The organism is Corallococcus sp. CA054B, from assembly GCF_003611625.1.
Classification (GTDB): Bacteria; Myxococcota; Myxococcia; order Myxococcales; family Myxococcaceae; genus Corallococcus; species Corallococcus coralloides.
Window position 1 is genome coordinate 15,729 of sequence record NZ_RAVY01000062.1, and the last position, 21,330, is coordinate 37,058.

The window sequence follows — 21,330 nt, forward strand, 5'->3', positions numbered from 1 at the left end:
GCTCCAGGTTAGGCGTCCAGCGACGCCAGGGCCAATTGGCGGAAGGCCTCGCTGCGGGACAGCACCGCACCCACATCCACGCTGGCCGGGTCACCGCCACGCACGTCCGCGTCCAGCCGCGCCAGCACGCGCCCCGCCGCCAGCGACGCGGGCATCGCGCGCCAGGCCGCCACCACCGCGTCCTCCCACGCCAGCACCGCGCCGGGACGGGTGAACTCCACGCCCTCCGAGCCCAACGCCAGCGCCAGCGCGCACAGCCAGCCCAGCTCCACCGCGCCGAAGCAGCCGAGCGCGCCCGCGCCCAGCACCAGCGCGTCCGGCGACGTGAGGTACGCCTCCACGCCGCCGCGCGGGTCGACGGACACGCGCACGGCTTGCGCGCCCAGCGATTCGAGCACCGGCTTCAGCGCGACGTGCAGCCGCGCGAGGCTCTGTTCCGTCACGGGCACCAGGCCATCCGGCTCCGGGTGCTGGAAGTCCTGCGAGGGGCGCTCCAGCCGGGACACGGGCGCGCGCGGCGCGGGGGCCTCACTGCCCACGAGCGCGGCGCCGATGCCGTCCGTGCGCTCCGCCTCCGGACGCCCCAGGGCGCGCAGCGCTTCCGCGTACAGCGTCCAGCCGTCCACGTCCGGCCACTTCTCACGCAGGAGCGCGGGCCAGAAGCGCACCGCGAGCACCGCGCCGTCCGGGGTCGGAGAGAAGCGCTCGGTCACCCACCGCGTCAGCGCGGGCGTGAGCTGCCGCGCATCCGCGAGCCGCTCCGCCAGACGCACCGCCGGGCCCACGAGCTGCGCGTCCAGGTAGCCGCGCAGGATGACCTCCAGCTCCGCGGGGTCCTGCGTGAGGCGCTCGCGCAGCCGCAGCGCTTCGCCCACCATGCCGCGCGCCTCGGCGAACTTCACGCGGCGGGCCAGCCGCTCGTCCGTGTCCGGGAGCTGCTCCAGCTGCGTGGCCGCTTCGGCCCAGCGCTGCTGCGCTTCGTAGGCGTCCGCCAGCCGCTCGCGGTACGGCGCCCACGCGTCGGCGCCCGCGAGCTTCGCGAGGGTGTCCGCCAGCGTGAGGAACACCGTGGACTCGCGCGCCTCGTCCACCAGCGCGAGCAGCGACTGCACGGCGGCGAGGCTGTCCGCGTCGTCGGTGAGGGCGGCCTCGAAGGCCTCGCGCGCCTCGGCGGGCTGGGCCAGCGGGCCTTGCAGCAGCTCGCCGCGCTCCAGGTGCAGCAGCGCGCGCGCCTTCGCGTCCTTCGTGTCCTGGGCGATGAGCGCCAGCGTGCGCTCCGCGGACTCCAGGCGGCCCAGCTCGCGCTCCAGGGTGTAGCGCTCGCGCAGCAGCTCCTCGCGGCGCGCGGGCCAGCCGTCCGCGGCGAAGGCCAGGGACTCCAGCTTCGCGGGCTCCGGCAGCGCGCGCACGCGGGCGAGCACCGCTTCGGCCAGGGCTTCCGGCTCCAGGCCCAGCTCCGGCAGCAGGAGCATCAGGCGCGCGCCGAGGCCGGGCTCTCCGCCCAGCTCCTCCAGGGCGCGCAGGCGCGCGAGCACCGGGGCCGGACGGGCGCGCAGCACCTCGTCGCGCAGCGCCACGGCGAAGGCGGCGTCACGTTCGTAGGACAGGGCCGCCAGCTCCAGCAGGCCTTCCCACTCCGCGTCCTCGCGCAGTCCGTCCGCCAGCGCGGTGGCGTGGGCGGGGTCCGCGTCCGGCGTCGCGACCAGGGCCCAGAGGGCCACGCGCGTGCGGGCCGCGTCGCCCGCCTGCGCGGCCATGGCCAGCGCGTCGGTGTACTCGCCCGCGGCCATGGCGGGCGCGAAGCCCACGTCCAGGGCGCGCGCGAAGGCGCCCAGCCGGGCGAAGCGCTCGGCCAGCTCCGACGCGGACAGCATGTCCGGCGCGTCGGTGGCGATGCGCTCGACGACCTCCAGCGCCTCGCCCATCTCGCCCGCCTTCTCCCAGAGGCCGGCGGCCTCCAGCAGCAGCGGGGGACGCTCTTCCGGCGCGGCGAGCCGGGCCGCCTGCAACAGCGCGCGGGCCGCGCGGGGCGCGTCTCCGGAGGCGCGGTGCAGGTGCGCGACGAGCAGCGCGGCGCGCAGGTCCGGCTCCGTGGCGACGGCGGCCTTCGCGGCCTTCAGCGCGTCTTCCAGCAGGCCCGCCTTCTCGAAGGCGCGCGCGGCGGCCACCAGCAGCGACACGCGCTGTTCGCCCGACGCGAGCTCCGCGCGGGCCACGCGGACTTCAGCGCGGCGCGCGTGCGCATCACCGAGCAGCGGCTCCAGGGCCTCCAGCGCGTCGGCATAGCCGGCACCGGAAGCGCCGCGCGCCACCACGGCCTCCAGCGCGTCGCGAGCGGCTTCCTCGCGGGCCTCGTCCTTCGCCAGCCCCGCGAACTCCAGCCGGAGCACCGCGGACTCGTCCGCGTCGTCCGTGAGCGGAATCAGCCGCTCCAGCGCGGCGAGCAGCTCCGTGGACTCCTTGCGCGCACGCAGGCCGTCCACCAGCGCGCGCAGGGCGGCCGGGTTCTCCGGATCCGCCTCCGCCGCGCGGCGCGTGAGGGCCCAGGCCGTGTCCGCGTCCGACAGCGACTCGTTCGCCACGGACGCGGCGGCGAGCAGCAGCTCCGCGGCGCGCGAGCCTCCCGCGGCCTCCGCGCCCGCTTCGTAGATGCCCAGCAGGTCGCCATGGCGGCCCAGGGCGCGCAGGCCCTCCACCGCACGGTCGATGACGCCCGCGTCCGCCGGACGCAGCCGGGCCAGGGGCACCAGCGCGTCGATGGCCTCGCGCGGATCGTCGAAGAGGTCGGCCGCGCGGCGCAGCAGCACCTCTTCCGTCGCCGCGTCCTGGGCCCTGCGCGCCAGCTGCAACGACGCCCGGTACAGGCCGGGGCCATTGCCCGTGCGCGAGTGCACCTCCGCGAGCAGCGACAGCGCCTCACCGCCGCGCGCGCCCTCCGGCTCCAGCGACACCACGGCTTCAAAGGCATCCGCCGCGTCGTGGAACGCGCCCGACGCGAGCGACGCATGGCCCAGGCGCAGCCACGTGCGCACGCGCACCGGCACCGGCAGCGAGTCCCCGCCCAGCGCCAGCACCCGGCGGTCATACGGCTGCGCGGCGGCGGGGCCTCCGCCCTGGGCGGCCAGCTCGGCGCGCGCGCAGAGGGCGTCCACGTCGCCGCCCGCGCGGCCCAGGTAGTCGTCGAAGGCCTCCGCGGCCTTGAGCGCTTCGCCCGCATCCAGCAGGCGCTGGGCCCGCTCACGCAACAGGGGCAGCGCTTCTTCCGGGGTCACGGCCTCCGCGCGCTGGCCCAGCAGGTCCGCCAGCCGGCGCACGTCTCCGGCGGCGCGCTCGCGCACGTGATGGAAGGCCTCCGCGTTGGCGGGATCCAGCTCGAAGGCGCGGTCCTCGCAGAGGATGGCGCGCTCACGGGCCCCCTCTTCGCGGAAGGCGCTCGCGGCGGCGAGGTAGCTCTCGGCGGCCTCGGCGGGCGTCTGGCGCTCGGCGCGGCGGAGCATCAGCTCGGCCAGGGCCTGGCGCTCGCCGCTCTCTTCCAGGTAGGCGCGGTGGCGCGTGAAGACGGGCTCCCGGAATGGATCCGCCTCCAACAGGATGGCGTCGAACTCCGCGGCGTCCGCGGGGCGGCGCACCTGGTGCAACAGCTCCGCGGCCTGCGCGGTCAGGTTCAGGTCGTCCGGCTTCGCGGCGCGCGCGGCGATGAGCGCGGCGGCGGCGGCCTCCGGCTTGTTCGCGCGGTCGCGGTAGAGGACCGCGGCCTGGTACAGCAGCGCCGCGTGACGGTCGGCGTCGATCTCCGACTCCGCGCACTCCTCGTACCAGGCGGCCAGCTCCGCGAGCCGGCCGTCGCGCTCCAGCAGCTCCGCGAGCAGACCTTCGGCTTCCGTGAGCCACCGGTCCTGGCGCAGGGCCTGGCGCAGGAAGCCTTCCGCCTTCGGCGTGTCCGCGAGCTCGCCCAGGTTCAGGCGGGCCAGACGCAGCAGCACCGCCGCGCCCTCACGCGTGCCCGTCATCCGGGGCAGCCCGCGCTCCCACCAGCGCGCCTCGGCGGCCGCGTCGTCGCGGCGCTCGGCCAGGGCCGCGCCCATGCGCGCGGTGTCCAGCTCCGCGGCCAATTCGAAGGCACGCTCCAGCGAGGCCTCCGCCGCGTTCAGGTCCAGCTTCACGTCGCGCAGCAGCTCCGCGCGGCGGCGCTCGCACGCGGCGGCCTCCGCGTTGCGTTCACCGGCGGCGAGCAGGTCACGGGCGTTGGCGAGCGAGCGCAGCGCTTCGTCCGTGCGGCCCATCGACTCCGCGAGCCGGGCCTCCTCGTCGTAGGCCGCGAGCGCGGCGTCCACGTCCCCGGCCTGGAGGCTGAGCGCGGCCACCGGCTGGAGCTCCGCCAGCAGCTCCGACGTGCGGCCCGTCTCGCGATAGAGGGCGACGAGCCGGCGGCGCAGCGGCAGGGGCTCCTTCGCCATCTGCGCCGCGTGGGACAGCAGCGATGCGGCGATGCCCGCGTCCGCCAGCGCCTCGCGCGCCCGCTCCGCCAGCGACACCAGCCGCGCGACGGTGTCCTCGGACGGCGCCAGCACGCGCGCGTGGGCGACGCGCACCTCGAAGGCGCCGCGCGGGTCGTCGCGCTCCAGCAATGCGGACAGCCGCTCCACGGCGCGCTCGCACAGCGGACGCTGCGTGAGCAGGTACCGGTACGCGGCCACCGCGCGCTTCACGTCGCCGGCCTGCTCGGCCAGGTCGCCCAGGCGCAGGCTCGTGGCCTCCGCCGCCTCCGGGGCCGCGCGGAAGTCCGCGGCCTGGACCAGGGCCTCCTGCAACGGCAGGGCTTCGCGCACCGCGCCGCGCAGGTAGAGCAGGTCCGCCAGCGTGGCCAGGTCCTCGCCCTTCGCGGGCACCCGCTCATGCGCGCGACGCGCCAGGGCCAGCGCCCGGTCCAGCTCCTGGGCCTGCCGCGCGTAGGTGACACCCTCGCGCAGCAGCGCCGCGGCCTCGGCGGCGTCGGCGTCCTCCGCCGCGGCCTCCAGCAGGCCCGCGGCCTCCAGCAGCTCTCCGCGCCCCGCGACCAGCGACACCAGCCGCCGGCGCACCGCCGCGTCCGCCGGGGTCAGCCGCAGCGCCTGGCGCAGCGCGGCCTCGGCGGGCGCGCCCTGCCCCAACCGGTCGAGGTAGAGGCTCGCGAGCTCCGAGTACAGCGACGCGGCGGCGGAGGGCGGCGCGTGGGGCGCCTCGGCGGCGAGCAGCTCCGCGAGCCGGGCCCAGTCTTCCAGGTCGCGCAGCACGCGCTGCAACGCGAGCGTGGCTTCCTCGTGGCGCGGTGCCAGGCCGAGCGCGGATTCCAGGTCGCGTGCGGCGGCCTCGCGGTCCCCCTGACCTTCGAGCAGCGCGGCGCGCATCAGGAGCGCTTCCACGCGGCGGGCGATGGGCCCCTGGCGCGCGGCCTCGGCCAGCGCGGCGGCTTCGTCCGCGGGCTTGCCTTCACGGCGGGCCAGCTCGGCCAGCTGGAAGAAGGCATCGCACCGTGCGTCGGCGGGCGGCTCCAGCGCGATGGCGGCGCGCAGCGCGTCTCCGGCGGAGGCGCGCTCGTCCTTCTCCAGCAGCACGGTGGCCAGGGCCAGCAGCCGCTCCCGGGCACGGGCGCCCAGGGTGGCGTCGGCGGCCACGGCGCGGCGCCACGCATCCAGCTCCGCGGGCGCGTCCGACGCCTCTCGCGCCAGCTCCGCCAGCATCAGCAGCAGCGGCGCGGGCCGGCGCGACAGCTTCGCGGCCTGGGCGCAGTCATCGCGCGCGGGACCCATGCGGCCAGCGCTCCGGTGCAGCATGGCCCGGCGCGCGAGCAGCTCGGCGCGGGCTTCACCCGACGCGGCGGCCACCAGCGTGCCCAGCAGCTCCAGCCGCTCGGACTCTTCTTCCGGGGTGCCCGTGCCGGGCGGAGGCAGCAGCTCCAGCAGGGCCTGCGCCGCCCACGCGTCCTGCGGCTCCTCCGCCAGCAGGCTGCGCAGCGAATCCGCCGCGGCGCTCGCGCGGCCCAGGGAGAGGCACAGCTCGGCCAGCTCGCGGCGGGCCTGACGGCGGGCGTCTCCGGAGAGGCGCGGCCACAGCTCCACCAGCAGGTCCGCCAGGGCCTCGCGGGCGCCGGCCTTGCGGTGCAGCGCGGCCAGCTCCAGCCGCGCGTCCAGGTCCTCCGGCGTGCGCGCGGAGAACTCCGCGAGCAGGCGCCGCGCCGCGTCCGTGCGGTTCGCGCGCACGGCGGCGGTGGCGGCCTTGCGAGTGAGGGCCACGCGCTCCGCTTCGCGAGGGGCATCCACGTCCGCGGGCGGCAGGGCCAGCACCGCCTCGAAGTCCTCCAGCGCGGCGCGGGCATCCGTGGCCAGCCGCAGCTCGCCCCGGCGGATGCGCGCGGGCGCGAACGTCGCGTCGCGCTCCAGCGCCTCTGCGAGGAAGGCCTCTTCGCGGCTCGTGCCCGCGGCCAGCAGCGACGCGCGGAAGAGCAGCTTCGCACCCGCCCGCTCATCCGGCACCAACGTGGCCCGCCGCGCGTACAGCCGCGCCGCCTCCAGCTTCTCGCCGCGCTCCAGCTCCAGCTCGGCCAGGGCCTCCAGCACTTCCGCGGCGAGCGGTCCCTCGGGGCTCGCCTCCAGCGCGGAGGCAAGGCGCATCAGCGCGGCGGCCTTCTCTCCGCGCTCCAGCAGGGCGCGAGCGCTCTGGAGGAACAGCGGCGCCGCCTCCTCCGAACGGTCCGCTCCCGCCAGCGCCTGCGCGCGCGTGGCCCACAGCTCGGCCAGCGCCTGCGTCTCACCGGCCTCCGTGTAGAGGGCCTCCAGCCGCGTGGCGAGCACGTCGTCCAGCCGCCGCAGCGGGAACGCCTGCGCGTACGCGGCGATGGCGCCCTCGCGGTCACCCAAGAGCTCGCACGCACGGCCCAACCGGGCGCGCACGTCCGCCAGCTTCTCCGGCGCCGCGGTGCGCGGCAGCGTGGCCAGCAGCGACTCCAGCGCGCGCCGGGCGTGCTCGGGCCGCTCGCAGCGCAGGCTCAGGTCCGCCAGGTCCAGCAGCACCGCCGCGTCCGGAGCGAGCCGCGCGGCCTTCTCCAGCGCCACCAGCGCGTCGCCCACGCGCCCCAGCCGCGCCTCCAGCACGCCCGCCAGTTCGCGCAGCGCCGCCGCCGCCAGCCGCTTGTCGCCCTGCGCTTCGGCCACCCGCGCGCGGTCCTCCAGCGCGGTGGCGAGCCCCGCCAGGTCGGAGCGCTTGCGCTGCAACGCGCACAGCTCGCCCAGCGCCGGCAGGTCGTCCGGCTCCGCGCGCAGCACCTCCTGCAGCGCGTGCACGGCGAGGTCCAGGTCGAAGGCCAGGTCGCGCGCGGCCACCGCGAGGCGGCGGTACTTCTGCGCCCGCTCCTTCGGCTCCGTCGTCAGGCGCGCCAGCGCCGCGAGGCAGCGGGTGAGCTGCGCGCCGTCGCGGCGGGCCTCGGCCAGCGCGAGCAGCGACTCCAGCGCGGGCCGGTGGTCGCCGTCCGCCTCCAGCGCGAGCGTGAGCAGCTTGTCGGCCTTGTCCGCCTGCTGGAGCTTGCCCCGGTACAGCTCGCCCGCTTCGGCCCACAGCGCGGCGCGGGCCTTCGGCTCCTCCTTGAGGGCGGCGGCCTTCTCCAGCGCCTCGGCCAGCTCCTGCGAGCGGCCGGTGACGCGGAAGTACGGAATCAGTTCATCCAGCGCCACCGCGTCGCGCGGATCCAACGCGAGCGCCGCTTCCAGGTGCTCACGGGCCCGCGCGGGGTCGCCCAGCTTCGTGCGCGACAGCCGCGCCAGCGCGTGGTGGCTCTCGTGCGCGGCGTGACGGACGCTCTCCGAGCGCGGCGCCGGCCCCGCCAGCTCCAGCGCCTGCTGATAGCCGCTCAGGGCCTCCTGCAACCGGCCCAGGCCTTCGGCCACGCGCGCGGAGGCGAACAGCGGCTCAGGCTCACCGGGCAGCAGCGACACCGCCTCGCGGTAGCGCAAGAGCGCGTTCTCCGGCTGCTTCAGGCCCTCTTCCCACACCCGGCCGGCGAGCAGGTCCGCCTGTCCCACGCGGTCCAGCTCATGGCGCGCCATGGACACTTCGCGCAGCCGGTCCAGCGCCTTCAGCGCGCGCAGGTGCTCACCGCCGCGGTGGCACAGCTCGCCCAACAGCAGCAGCGCGTCCGGCTGGTCCGGCGACAGACGCAGCGCGGCCTCGCAGTGCAGCCGGGCCCCCGCGATGTCGTCCTCCGTCTGCGCGCACAGCCGCGCCAGATGCACGTGCGCGTCCGCGGCCTCCAACGGATCGCGAGCCAGGGCCGCGAGCCGCCGGTACGCCCGCACCGCGCCCGCCCGGTCGCGGGCCTGATCCGACGCCCGAGCCAGCGCCTTCAATGACGGCAGGTGGTCCGGCTTGAGGCCCAGCAGCTCATGCAGCGCCTTCACCGCCACCTGGGGCGCGGTGTCGCGCGAGGAGCGCGCGGCGGCCTCGGCGGCGAAGAACGCGGCGGCCTCTTCCGACGTGCGGCGGGCCAGCGCGCACAGCGCCAGGTAGCGCTCCGCCGCGCGGGCACCCTCGCCCCGGCGCTCGCGCACCACGGCCTCGCCCCACAGCGCAGCGGGGCTGCGGTCGCGCCGGCGAGACAGCGTGGCCGCCACGTCCAGGGCCAGGTCATGCGCCTGCGGATCCGCGACGAGCAGCGCCAGCAACCGCTCCGCCGCGAACGGGTGCGCGTCCTGCGCGTCCCCGGCCTGGAGGTACGCCTGCCGCGCCTCCGCGAGCCGTCCCTGCGCGACCAGGCCTTCCGCGTCCGCGAAGGCCCGAGCACCCTCCAGCGCCAGCATCAGCTCCTCGTCCGGCGCGGCGGGCGGCGGCAGCCCTCCGGCGGCGAAGCGCAGACGCAGGCCGGTGCTGGAGACCTCCGCCGCGGACAGGCGCGCGGTGTCCAGCGTGGGCACCTTGTAGCCCCGGCTCAGCGCGGCCAGTTCACACAGCGCGGGCAGCACGCGGGTGGAGAAGCCGGTGGCGCCGCGCACCTCCACGTCCGGCAGCAGGCCCAGCGCGCCCACGGCCTCGGACAGCAGGCCCGGCAGCTGCACGGACGGCGTGGCGGAGAAGCCATACAGCCGCACGTCGTAGACGTAGACGGCCAGCCGGTCCCCGTCCGCGTCGAAGGCGATCTTGAACGTGAACGGCGTGCGCTCCGGCGCCGGCAGCCGGCCCTGACCCTCCAGGTAGCCGGGGCGGAAGTGCAGCCGCAGCTCCTCGATGCCCGCGAGCCGCCCGGCCAGCTCCGCCACCTTGCGCGTGACGAGGTCCGCGTCGACCGTCAGCTCCAGGAAGCCGAAGAGCAGCTTCTTGCGCTGGTAGCGCGTGGCGCCCGCGCTGACGTTGAACGGGAAGCTGACGTCCGGAATCTGGAGCGCGAAGTCGGCGATGCGCAGCCCGGGCTGGACCTCCAATGCCGGAAAGCCCACGAACGCACGCCGATCCAGCAGGCGAAGCTCGGGGGCGGCGCCGGAAGCAGGCGCAACGGGCTTGGGGGACTCGCTATCGGTGGCCATCGGAGGAGGCTGGGGAGGCTACCATGACCCCTAAGCCCTGGAATTTTTAGGCAAACCCTTGGCTGGGAGGCAGGCGGCGGGGCACGGCGTACCCAGGCGTTGCCCAGGTGATTCCGTCCTGGAGGAACGTCATGCGCCCTGGGCGGAAGCCGTGCAAGATGCCGCGCCGTGCTGGCCCCCGACGCACTGGTTCTCGACGGTCGATTCCGGGTTCTCAAGCCCCTGGGCTCTGGGGGCATGGGTGAGGTGTACCTGGGTGAGCAGGTCTCCCTGGGCCGCAAGGTCGCCATCAAGGTCCTCCACCACGATCTGCACGCCCAGGCCGGCATGGCCGAGCGCTTCAAGCGCGAAGCGCGCCTCCTCTCCGCGGTGGAGCACCCGGCGGTGGTGCGCATCGTGGACTTCGGCCAGTCCGGCGACGCCGCGTGCCTCGTCATGGAGTTCGTGGAGGGGCAGAGCCTCTACGACGCGCTCCAGGGCGGCCCGCTGCTCGCGCCCCGCGCGCTGGCGCTGCTCCAGCAACTGGCGGAAGGGCTGGCCGCCATCCACGACAAGGGCATCATCCACCGCGACCTGAAGCCGGAGAACGTCCTCATCTCCCCGTCCGCGCGAGGGGAACAGGCGCGGCTGTTGGACTTCGGCATCGCGCGGCTGGTGGAGCCGGAGGCGGGCAGCGCGCTCAGCCAGGTGGGCGTGGTGCTGGGCACGCCGGAGTACCTGTCGCCAGAGCAGGCCGTGGGCGCGAAGGTGGACACGCGCAGCGACCTGTACTCTTTCGGAGTGCTGGCCTACCGCGTGCTGTCCGGGCGGCTGCCGTTCGACGGGCCTTCGCCGCGCCACTTCCTGTCGCAGCACGCCTCGCACGCGCCGCTGCCGCTGGATCGCGCGGCGCCGCAGCTGTCGCGCTACGTGGGGCTGCTGTCGCTGGTGATGCGGCTGTTGGACAAGGACCCGGCGAAGCGGCCCCAGACGGCGAACGAGCTGGCGGACGCGCTGGGCCTGGCGCACGCGGCGCTGATGGCGTTCACGCCTGGCCAGGGCACGCCCATCGTCCACGCGAACACGACGCCCCCGGCCGGCACGGCCGGCTTCGGGATGAACCCGGCACCGGCCGGCTCCGGTTCGGGCACGGCGGCGTTCGGCGTGAATCCCGCGCCCGCGGGACCGGGCTCCGGCACGTCGGCGTTCGGCGTGGCACAGGCTGCGCCCTCGGTGACGGCGCCCCCGGTACAGGCCCAGCCGCGCACGGGCACGGCGGCGTTCGGCACCACGGGCCTGCTGTCGGGCGCACTGGGAGCGGTGACGGGCGGCGCGGCGGTGACGAAGGCGCAGAACGTGACGGTGATGCTCACCGACATCCAGGGCTTCACCGACCGGATGAGCCGGCAGACGCACGAGGAGAACGCGCGGATGCTGGACACGCACGACCGGCTGCTGATGCCGCTGGTGCGCGAGCACGACGGGAAGCTGGTGCAGAAGCGCGGAGACGCACTGGTCGCGGTCTTCCGGGCCCCCAGCGCCTCCATCCGCTGCGGCATGGCGATGCAGCAGGCGCTATGGCGCTACAACCAGACGGTGCCGGAAGAGCACCAGCTCCACGTCCGCGTGTGTCTGCACGCGGGCGAGGTGCTGGTGACGAACGACTCCGTGCTCGGCGAGCCGATGGAGGTCGTGAAGGCGGTGGAGCACGTGGCCGCCGCGGACGAGGTGACCTTCACCGAAGCCGTGAACATGGTGCGCAACCGCGCCGAGGCCGCCGCCGAGCCCTGCGGCACCATTCCCCTGCCCGGGCGCGATGAGAAGGTGCAGTTGTACCGGGTGACGCGCGCGACGGAGGGTTCGCCGTTCGGCGCGGCGCTGGGCCTCCCCGACTCCGGGATGAAGCCGTCACCGCTGGCGGGCCTGCTCACGAAGGCGCGCGAGGGCGTGGCACTCCTGCGTCAGCGTCCGCGCGTGGTGGCTGGCGGCGCCGTGGGAGCGCTGGCGCTGTTGGGGTTGGGCATCGCCTGGACGGTGCACGCGAATGATCCGCGGGTGCAGGCGCGCGGGCTGCTGGACGAAGACAAGCCCAAGGAGGCGCTCCAGCGGCTGGAGGCGCCAGGCGCACCGGCTGACGCGGAAGCGACGCTGCTGCGCGCGGTGGCGAAGCACGCGCTGAACAGGCACAACGAGGAGCACGGCCTCATCCTGGGCCTCGACGAGGAAGGCAGGAAGGCGCCGGAGCCGCGGCTCCTGGACGGGCTCGCCGCGGACTTCGGAGACAACGAGAAGGACCTCTCCGCGCGCCGGGCCCTGGAGGCGCTGCCCGCTACGACGGTGCGCTCCCATCTCGAGTCCCTGGCCCGGGGAGCACCCTCGACGAAGCAGTGGGGCGCGCTGCGCTATCTGGACTCGAGGGACAGCGAGGGCCTGGACCTGGTGGGGCTCTACTCCGCCTCGTTGGAGTCCAGCGACTGCGGCGTGCGCACGAAAGCAGCGTTGCGGCTGATGAACCTGGGCAACGCCGCCGCCCTGCCCGCCCTCACGCGCGCGGCAGGGAACCCGCCAGGCGGCAAGGCCTGCAACCCGCAGACGTTCAACCGGGCCATCGAAGAGCTGAAGAAGAAGTCCGCGCCGTAGCGTGGCTCCAAGGACGCGCGTGTGTCACGCAGACCACGCGCTCCATGCGGATCCGCTGTGCATCCATCTTGCACTCGCGGCGGGCCTCTCTCGCGGTCCCCTCACTGGAGCCCCATGAATCCACTGCGCTGCGGTCCCCTCCTGCTTCTCCTCACGGCCTGTGCCTCCGCGCCCTCCGTGCCTCCTCCCCTGTCTCAGCAGGAGGAGTTCGTGCTCGCGAAGGACGTGCGGGTGCGGCGCATGGCGCCTGGCGTGTGGATGCATGTCACGGAAGCAGGCGGAGACTGGGCGGGTGTGACCGCGAACGGGCTCCTCGTGGAGGACGGTGACGCGTCCATCCTCGTCGACACCGGCTGGACGCCGGAGCACGCCCAAGCGCTGCTCACCTGGGCCCGCGACACGCTCCACCATCCGGTGCGCGCCGCCGTGGTGACGCACTTCCACCTCGACCGGACCGGCGGCATCCCCACGCTGGACGCGCAGGGCATCCCCGTCCACGCTCGCGAGGACACGGCGCTGCGCGCGGGCAAGCAGGGCAACCCTGTTCCCTCGAAGCGGCTGGCGGATGCGCAGGACTTCGGGCCGCTGTCGGTGTTCTTCCCCGGCGCGGGGCACTCGCCCGACAACCTGGTCGTCATGCATCCGGCGTCAGGCATCCTCTACGGCGGCTGCTTCATCAAGGACGCCCGCGCGAAGCACCTGGGCAATCTGGAGGACGCGGACGTCGCCGCGTGGCCCTCGAGCATCCAGCGCGAGCGCGAGCACTTCCCCAACGCTCGCGTCATCATCCCCGGCCACGAGCAGCCCGGTGGGCCGGAGCTGCTCGACCACACCGAGGCCCTGCTGAAGGAGACCTCGCGCTGAAAATGCGCGGTGCTTCAGTCGTCCCGGTGCGCGTGGCCCTTCTTCTTGCCACGCCCCGGGCCGTCCCAGTCGTCGTCCCAGTCGCGGCCCTTGCCCTTCACCTTGTCGTTCACCTTGATGAGGTTGCGCGAGTACGCGTCGTAGTCCAGGTGCAGGTGGCCCTTCTCGCCCCGGCCATTCACACGGAACTTCACCTTCCACACGTCCTTGCCGGTGAGGTGCGCCTCCTGCAGGTCGCAGCGGTAGCCGCGCGCACGGCACTGGTCGAACCCGCGCCGCACGGCTTCGTCGTAGCTCATCGCCACGGGACGCGACGGCGGGGGCCTCGGGTGCGGACGCGAAGGGCGCGTCTCCGCCACGATGCAGCCGGACGACAGCAACAGGCTTCCCAGCAGAAGGGGCAGTCTCATGCGCGAGATGACGCCACACCCGCGCTTGGATTCAAACGCGCTCGCCGTGCGTCCCCTGCGACTGCCGTGAGACTACAAACCTCCAGGTGAAGCGAACGCGACGAACAGCTCACCCGCGAGGTACGCGCGCATCCCCTTGCTCGCCGGTCGGATGAAATCGTTGAGCAGCGCACCCGAGTTCAGCTTGTGCACCGTGGGACGCGCCAGGTTCATGCGGCTGCGCGACACGCCCTTGCCGCCCCGGTGGATGAACGTCACGGTGCCGTCTGGCGCCACGGACTCCACGACCGCGATGTGCGTCATGCCGTCGTTGCGCTTGCCGTCGCGGTTGCGGTCGTACGTCTCCTTGAAGAACGCCAGGTCGCCCGGACGCGGGTTCAACCGGTGCACCGCGCCCGCCGCCTGCGCGCGACGGAAGATGCCCGTCACCGCGTTCTCGCCCGCGAGGAAGCCGTGCGCCACCAGGTCGATGCCGGCCTGCAGGTACGCCAGCCGCACCAGCCCCGAACAGTCATTGGGCACCGAGCGGTCCAACCGCCGCGCGCCCACCAGCTGCGCCGCGCGCGCCACGATGCCGCGCGCCAGCTTCGACGGCGGCGGCAGCAGCTCGTCCCAGAAGCCGCCCGGCCCCTGCGTGGGCCCCGTGAAGAGCGCCGCGGCCTCCAGCGCCGCCGCGATGACGCCCGCCTCCTCCGGCACCGGGTGCGGATCCGCTTCCAGCAGCGCCGCCAGTCCCGCGCTGCCCTCCGGCATCACGAAGGCCAGCGGCGGAGGCGCTTCCGCCTTCACGCCCAGTGCACCGGCTGCCCCCACCGACGCGACGCTTGGGGCATCAACGGAGGGCCGCGCGACGGGCGCGACCGGAAGTTCCACCGCCATGCGAGGCGCGGCGTCCGGGACGTGCGCACAACCCACCAGGCAGCCCAGCGACATCAGGGTGACGAGCGACGAACGGCGCAGCAGCAACAAGTCCTCCGGGGGTGAACGCGGGCGCATTCAACCCCGGAATCGTTTTACGTCAAACAGCGATCATCCCTCCCAGGTCGCGAGCAGGTCGCGCACCCGCGCGTACTTCTGGAGCAGGGCTGCGCGGTGGGCGCTGAGCACCACCATGAATCCCACCACGAGCAGTCCCAGCATCGACAGGAACAGCGCGCCGATGCGGTGGTCGCGCATGCCGAAGCGCACCAGGTTGGCGGCCACCGCCGTCACCAGGAACGCCGAGCCCAGGTACACATAGGAGCGGATCCGCAGCGCGATGCCCGCCCCCACGCCCACCAGGCAGAGGAACACGCACAGGAGCATCGCCTCGCCGTCGTTGAAGAGCAGCGGCTTCCACGCGCCCGCCACGTAGATGCCCGTCACCGCCAGGGCGCGCAGCTGCGCGTAGGCGTCCTGGGACAGGGACTTGCGGAAGACGCGCAGGAGCAGGAGCAGGGAGAGTCCCGCGGGGATGACGTAGTACTGCGGCTCGCCGGAGCCGGTGCCCAGCCACACGAGGTACAGCGCCGTGTTGAAGGCGGCGACGGACATCGTCGACGCGGCGCCCCGCTGCTTCGTGAACGCCCCGAGCGCCGCGAAGTGCGCCGCGTAGCCCACGAGCAGCGCCACCGCGATGAACGGCTGGCTCCACGGCACCGTCAACAGGCCCGCCAGAGGGAAGAGCCACGCGCCCACCACGGCGGGACGGCGGAAGGCCTCAAGGCCCGAGCCCTCGCGCCGCACGAAGAGGTACAGGCCGATGAAGACCGCGCCGCCCATGATGGACACCAGGCTGTCCGCGGCGTCGGGCCTCGCGTTCAGGCCGATGAAGCGCACGCAGAAGTAGCCCATCGCCACCGCCGCCTGCGCGAGCCACGCCGCGCCTTCGTCCTCCTCGCGTGCCGCGTGGCGAACCAGGGCGAACAGCAGGAACACCAGCCCGCCGCACGCCACCCACGCCTCGCGGGCCGCGCCGCCCGGCATGCGCACCGACAGCACCGCGAACAGGACCTCCGTGAGCGCGATGATGGAGAACGCCCGCCCCATGCGCCCGCGCACCGCCTTGCCCGCCACCGACAGCACCAGCGTGGCGAGCAGCGCCGTCGCGGCACCGAAGTACGGGAGGAGGAACTGCGCGCCCCGGCCCGTGGAGTGCGTCGCGCCGTAGTGCACGAGGAAGGCGTGCACGGCGAAGAGGGACGCCAGCCACCCCACCCACTCGCGGTCGCGGCGGCGCAGCACCACCACCCACGCCGTGGCCCAACCGAAGAACACGCACAGCGGCATGCCCGGGTGCGTCAGCGAGCGCAGGCCCGCCAGGGACAGCAGCGCCAGCACCGCGCCACCGTTGTGCAGCGCCGCGCCCACCTCCACGCCGCGCTTGTCCAGCGCGAAGCCGACGGCGGCCAGCAGCAGGCCCGTGCCCGCCACCACCGCGGGCGCCCACAGCGGGGGCACGGCGGCGACCAGCACCAGGCCCAGCAGCGCCGTGGCGGCGTTCATCATCAGGCGCTCGCGCGTCACCATCAGCGTCAGCGACGCGGCGCCCGCGACCAGCGCCACGGACAGGGGCAGCTCGCCCGGGCCCGCGTCCAACAGCCGCAGCCCCACGAGCAGCGCCACGGTGCCAGCGCCGCCGGCCCACAGCGGCTCGCTCCAGGTGCCCTCGATGCCGGGCGTCAGGCGCGCGGTGAGGTCCGTCAACGTCCGCTGCACGGCGCCGGACTGGCACAGCGCGGACAGCAGCGCGGAGGCCAGACCCACCAGTGCGACGAGCACGGCGCCTTCCGGACGCCACATGCCCACAGCGAAGGCTTCCGTCTGGCCCAGCGGAGCCAGCGCGAACACCGCCACCGCCGCAGTGAGCAGCCAGCGCTGCGACAGCAGGAACGCGGACACCAGCACCACCGCGCCCAGCACGGCCAGCGCGCCAGGAGTCGGCGACATCAGCGTGGACATCGCCGCGATCGCCAGGGCCGAAGCCGTGGCGCAGGCGCGCAACGCCGTGTCACGCGGGCCGCGGAAGAAGGAGGCCAGGGCCTGCGGCGCATGGTGATCCGCCAGTGCCAGGGCCAGCAACAGGCCGGTGGCCCAGGGCCGCGCCGCCGGGATGAACATCAGGATTCCGGACGCGGCGATGACTCGGACGGAAGGCAGCGGGCCCGTCATGGGCACCAGCGCGATGGCGCAGAAGAGGGCCGTGCGCTGGCTCAGCGCCTGCTCCGGGACCAGCAGCGCCAGTCCGCCCAGGCACGCGAGCGCCACCTGCATGCTCGTCGACAGCGCGTGGCGTGGGCCCTCCTCCCGCGAGCGCAGGAGCAGCGAGGCGGCGGCCGGCACGTGCTCCACGACGCGCACCACCAGCAGCGGGAACAGCGGCAGCAGCGCGGTCCACCCGAAGGGAGGGTACCAGGCCATCAGGGTCACCACGCCGTAGGGCACCATCAGCGCCGCGGCGAAGGGCCGGTGCAGCGAGCGCGTCCACAACAGCGGCAGCAGCGCCGGACCGATGAGCGCGAGCTGCGTGGCGCCGCGAATCTCCGACAGCGCGTGCCCGTCCCACGACAGAGAGGCGTCCGCCAGCACCACCATCGCGCCCAGCGTGGCGACGATGCGGAAGGACTCGCCACCCGCGGCGATGCGCCGCACCGCGGGCACGTCCTCCAGCAGGGCCAGGACGCTGAGGAACGTGGCGAGCCCCAAGAGGGCCAGCGGGCCGGACGCGTGCAGCGCGAAGACGGCCTCGATGGAGCCCAGCATCAGGCCCAGCGTCACGGGCAGCGCGCGGGCGGTGAAGAGCGCCGCCAGCGCCGCGCCCATCAGGAACAGGGTCTGGTCGCTGGAGCGGGCCAGGGCCACCGGCAACAGCGGCAGGATGAGCGCGAGGATGCCCGCGGTGGTGGTGCTCGCGCTCTTGCCCTTGCGCGCGGCGACGATGGAGCCCACGAGCGATCCGGTGACGAGCAGCACCAGCGACAGCCCCGGCGACAGCCCCCACACCGTGTAGACGTGCGGCACGTCCGGCAGGAGCGCGAAGCCCACGAGCACGACCGCGAACGGCCGCACACCAGGGAAGGAGCGGGAGGCGACCGCCACCGTCGCGGCGGCGGTGACGAGCACGGGGCCCATGAAGGTCATGCTGACCAGCCCCCACGGCACCGCGAGCCCCGCGTACAGGAGGCCCGGCACGCCGAACCGCTTGAGCAGGCCGCCGCGCTCGCCCAGGAGCGCCAGCACCAGCGAGCCGCCCACCATCGCCGCGACCAGCGCCTGCGTGGAGTGGGCCGCCGCGAGCTTCGGCAGGATGGCGCCCGCGAGGAGGGCGCCATAGGCCAGGTAGTTCTCGTCGCGCAGCCGGTACGCGGCCAGCAGGACACCCGCGGCCCCCAGCGTCATGCCCACGACAGGCGCGGCGACGGAAGACGTGCCGAGCGCGAGGGCGAATCCGCACGTCGCGATGACGCCGGCCACGGCGGAGATGAAGCGCCGCGTGCGCTCGTCCGTGAGCCGCCACGTGAGGCCCGCGAGGCCCAGGGCGGTGACGCCGGACACGACGGCCGCGGGCTCCACGCCGTAGACGCGGAAGGCGCTGAAGGGCAGCAGGCCGAAGAGCACCGAGCCCACGGCGGACAGCGGGAAGCGCTTGAACAGCAGGCCCGAGCCCAGGGACATCGCGGCCAGGGCGAGCGTGGCGAAGAAGGAGGGCCGCGAGTCGGGCCCCAGGTGGGAGTAGATGACGAACGCGGGCGCGGCCCAGGTGGTGCAGCGCAGCAGCACGTCCGCGAGCCCCAGGGAGCGAGCGTCACCGGTGCGCTCGCCGCGCTTCTGGGCGAAGAACGCGAGCACCAGGCCCGCGAGCACGAACGGGACGGCCGTCAGCGCGCCGTACTGGAGGGGCAACGGCGCAGAGGGCGGGTAGCCCATGCGCGTCTTGATGGCATTGAGGAGGAGCGTGAGGGCGTGCGGGATCAACTGCGCGCTGGACGCATAGCTGAAGTAGGCGCCCGCGTACGCCGGGTAGAGCCACGGCAGGCGGTTCAGGGGGCCGCGCGACAGCGACACGAGCGTGCCGGTGAAGATGGCGGCGGTGAAGAAGAAGGCGGGCCTGGTGCCGACGATGGCGCCCGCGAGGCAGGCCACCTGGAGCGCGATGGTGGCGACCGCGAGCGGATCCGCGGCGCGCTTCTCATCGAGCGTGCGGAAGCGCAGGCAGGTGGCGAGCAGGAACGCCGCGAAGGGCGCGTAGGTGCCAGGAGGAACGGAGGTTCCGGCGGCGCCCAGGGCCAGGTGCAACCGGATGGCGAACATCGCGGTGAGGAACAGGGGCGCGGCGAGCGCGAAGGTGAGCGCACCGCCCTTCCGAGGGGTCTCGGTGGCCTTGCTCGACAGCAGGAAGAAGAGGATGCACGGCAGGGTGTTGAGCCACACCGCCGGGACGCCCACGCGCGCGGCCACGGGGGCCAGGCCCATGATGAGCGTGACGCCGACGAGGCCCAGCTGGATGAACGGGCGCGAGGGCGCGTCGAAGGAATCCACGGGCTTGCGGGCGAGCCACGCGGCGACGCCGGACCAGACGAAGAGGAGCGGCACGAGCAGCAAGGGGCGCACGCCGTCGAGATGCAGCGCTTCACCAAAGCCCAGGGGCCCCAGCGCGACGCCGCCGAGCGGGGCCACGGCGGAGCCGATGAGGCCGAGGATGTGGCCCGGCTTGCGCAGGGACTCGCGGCGGGCGAGGTAGCCGCCCCACACGGAGAAGCCGACGGAGTAGCCCACGGTCATGAGGAAGACGGTGAGCGAGCGGGTGACGGACGTCATCCCGTCCCAGGACTCGAAGACGAAGTAGAGCGTGCCGGAGAGGATGAGGAACGCGCCGATGAACCACGCGATGCTCTCGTAGAGGAACGGCCGCCACACGCGGCTCCACGTCGAGGTCTGCTCGACGATGCGGGCGGTGCGGCTGTTGGGAGCGGGAGGCTCCACGAACGGTTCGGCCGGGTTCGGAGGCAGCTGGCGAGCAGTCCGCTGTTCGTTGACGGCCCGCGCACGGGGCTCAGCGGAGACACGGCCCGCGTTCAACCGGCGAGCCGCGGAGCCATCCGACAGCGAGGCGATGCCCAGGCACGCGATGAGGTCGAGCGAGTTGAAGTGGAAGGAAGCGCCCGTGGAGCCAGGAGTCGCGGGGGCCTCGGGGACAGCGGCGGAAGCGTCCGGAGCGGTGGTGGCGTCAGCAGTATCGGCAGCGGCAACGTGGGCGACGGGGGAGTCGACGACAGCCGCGTGATCAGCGGAGGCGGGGGCATCCGCGATGACCTTCGCGGCGACCTGCTCGACGGAAGCCACATCGGCGGCCGCATCCACGGTGGGAAGCGTCACGGGGCCAAGGGCGACGGCGCCCTCCCCCATCGTCGGAGGCGTCACGGCCTCGTTGCGAAGCTCAACGGGCGCGGACGGCAGCGCGTCGATGGGCGTCTCGGTGAGGACGGAGAGGAGGACGCGGGCCTGGCGCTCGTAGCGCTCGGTGAGGCGGCGGGCGACGTTGGGCGGCACGTCGTGGACGTCCCAGCGGCGCACCTCGTCCAGGAGGAAGTGGACATGCGCGAGCTCGGCCTCGATGGCGGAGCGGGCGCGGGCGGCGAGACGATTGCCACAGACGACGCACTGGGACGCGCTTCCCAGGCGTTCTTGTCGGCAGGCAGGACAGTACATGGAACTTCCCCCTCTACAACGACCGTGCCACGGAGAATGCCCTGGAATGGCACGGGATTGAAATCCACTGGGGTGCGTCGGGCGAGTGGCGGTTGTGCAGGGCGCTGCACACGTGCACACCGGGCGCCGCTGGCCGGAGGCCGTGAGTCATGGGACCGTGGAGGTCATGAGCACGGAACTGACGTTGAGGCCCATCGAGGCCCGGGACGACGCGGCGATGGCGGCGGTCATCCGCGCGGTGATGCCGGAGTTCGGAGCCGACGGTCCGGGGTTCGCGATCCACGACCCGGAGGTGAATGCGATGACCGCGGCCTACAGCCGTCCCCGGCATGTGTATTTCGTGGTGGAGCATGGGGGCCAGGTGGTGGGAGGTGCGGGCATCGCGCCGCTGGACGGAGGAGCGCCGGACGTCTGCGAGCTGCGAAAGATGTACTTCCTGCCCACGGCCCGGGGCCACGGCATGGGCGAGCGCCTCTTGAGACACTGTCTGGAGTTCGCGCGAAGCGCCGGCTTCAAGCAGTGCTACCTGGAGACGCTGGCGGGCATGGATCAAGCCCAGAAGCTCTACCGCAAGGTCGGCTTCGAACCGCTCTGCGCCCCCATGGGCCGCACGGGCCACTTCGGCTGCGACCGCTGGTACGCGATGAACCTGACCCAGGGGACGTGAGCGCTACGGCATGACCGCGCGTCGCCCCAGGACCTTGCCCTCGGGCGACACCGCGTACAGCTCGAACCAGTCGAACTCCAGCTGGCTTCCGGCGGGCCATCCGCAACGGTCGAGCCGCCGGTCGACCCGGACGAAGTAGACGCCGCCCTCCAGGCCCACCACCACGTCCAGCGACCGGGCGGACGATTCACAAGCCCCCGCGTCCTGCTTGGGAAAGCTGGAGAGGACGCGTTGGAGCGCGGCATGGGCTGCCAGGACCGCAGGCCCATCCAGCGTCGCGAGCGGGCGTAAATCCGTGGGCCACTGGATGCCTGCGTCCGAAGCTCCGGCCTCGACGCCCCCATCCGGCTTCGCAGGAACCCCTGAGTCAGGCCGAGAGGGCGTGCTTCCACCATCCGCCACAAGCGACACCAGCAGCAGGACGTGATGAGGCTTCAGCAAGAGGCACCTCGTGGGTAGGGACGTTGCCGCATCACCCCGCCAGCCTGACCGCCCGCCCACCGGCCCGGCAAGTATGCCCGGCCAGTCACATCCT

At 74.0% G+C, this 21,330-nt stretch carries 8 protein-coding genes; 3 read left to right on the forward strand and 5 right to left on the reverse strand.

The window, feature by feature from the left end; all coding sequences use genetic code 11:
* Positions 1 to 8 precede the first annotated feature (8 nt).
* On the reverse strand, positions 9 to 9,548 hold the full coding sequence (locus D7V80_RS17290; protein ID WP_120589211.1) for a flagellar hook-length control protein FliK: 9,540 nt from the start codon (positions 9,546 to 9,548) through the stop codon (positions 9 to 11).
* 186 nt (positions 9,549 to 9,734) lie between these two features.
* On the opposite strand from D7V80_RS17290, the gene D7V80_RS17295 reads away from it, so the two are divergent.
* Both D7V80_RS17295 and bla read left to right on the forward strand, forming a co-directional pair.
* Positions 9,735 to 12,167 (forward strand): protein kinase, encoded by a 2,433-nt coding sequence (locus D7V80_RS17295; protein ID WP_370452507.1) that lies wholly within the window; start codon positions 9,735 to 9,737, stop codon positions 12,165 to 12,167.
* 114 nt (positions 12,168 to 12,281) lie between these two features.
* Positions 12,282 to 13,031, forward strand: a complete 750-nt coding sequence (gene bla, locus D7V80_RS17300) for a subclass B1 metallo-beta-lactamase (RefSeq protein WP_120589213.1) — start codon at positions 12,282 to 12,284, stop codon at positions 13,029 to 13,031.
* A gap of 14 nt (positions 13,032 to 13,045) precedes the next feature.
* Here bla and D7V80_RS17305 read toward each other — a convergent pair whose 3' ends face one another.
* From D7V80_RS17305 to D7V80_RS17315, 3 genes are all read right to left on the reverse strand, one after another.
* Entirely contained in the window at positions 13,046 to 13,441 is a 396-nt protein-coding gene (locus D7V80_RS17305) for a hypothetical protein (RefSeq protein WP_199738702.1), read from the reverse strand.
* Positions 13,442 to 13,513: 72 nt separating this feature from the next.
* On the reverse strand, positions 13,514 to 14,437 hold the full coding sequence (locus tag D7V80_RS17310) for a CHAP domain-containing protein (RefSeq protein ID WP_233585432.1): 924 nt from the start codon (positions 14,435 to 14,437) through the stop codon (positions 13,514 to 13,516).
* A gap of 33 nt (positions 14,438 to 14,470) precedes the next feature.
* Positions 14,471 to 20,128 carry a hypothetical protein gene (locus tag D7V80_RS17315; protein WP_120589216.1) on the reverse strand — a complete coding sequence of 1,886 codons (5,658 nt, stop codon included), beginning with the start codon at positions 20,126 to 20,128 and terminating at the stop codon, positions 14,471 to 14,473.
* A gap of 166 nt (positions 20,129 to 20,294) precedes the next feature.
* On the opposite strand from D7V80_RS17315, the gene D7V80_RS17320 reads away from it, so the two are divergent.
* Positions 20,295 to 20,795 (forward strand): GNAT family N-acetyltransferase, encoded by a 501-nt coding sequence (locus D7V80_RS17320; RefSeq protein WP_120589221.1) that lies wholly within the window; start codon positions 20,295 to 20,297, stop codon positions 20,793 to 20,795.
* Positions 20,796 to 20,798: 3 nt separating this feature from the next.
* Here D7V80_RS17320 and D7V80_RS42800 read toward each other — a convergent pair whose 3' ends face one another.
* Positions 20,799 to 21,236: a hypothetical protein gene (locus tag D7V80_RS42800; protein ID WP_233585435.1), complete on the reverse strand. Its 438-nt coding sequence runs from the start codon at positions 21,234 to 21,236 to the stop codon at positions 20,799 to 20,801.
* Between the last annotated feature and the right edge of the window lie 94 nt (positions 21,237 to 21,330).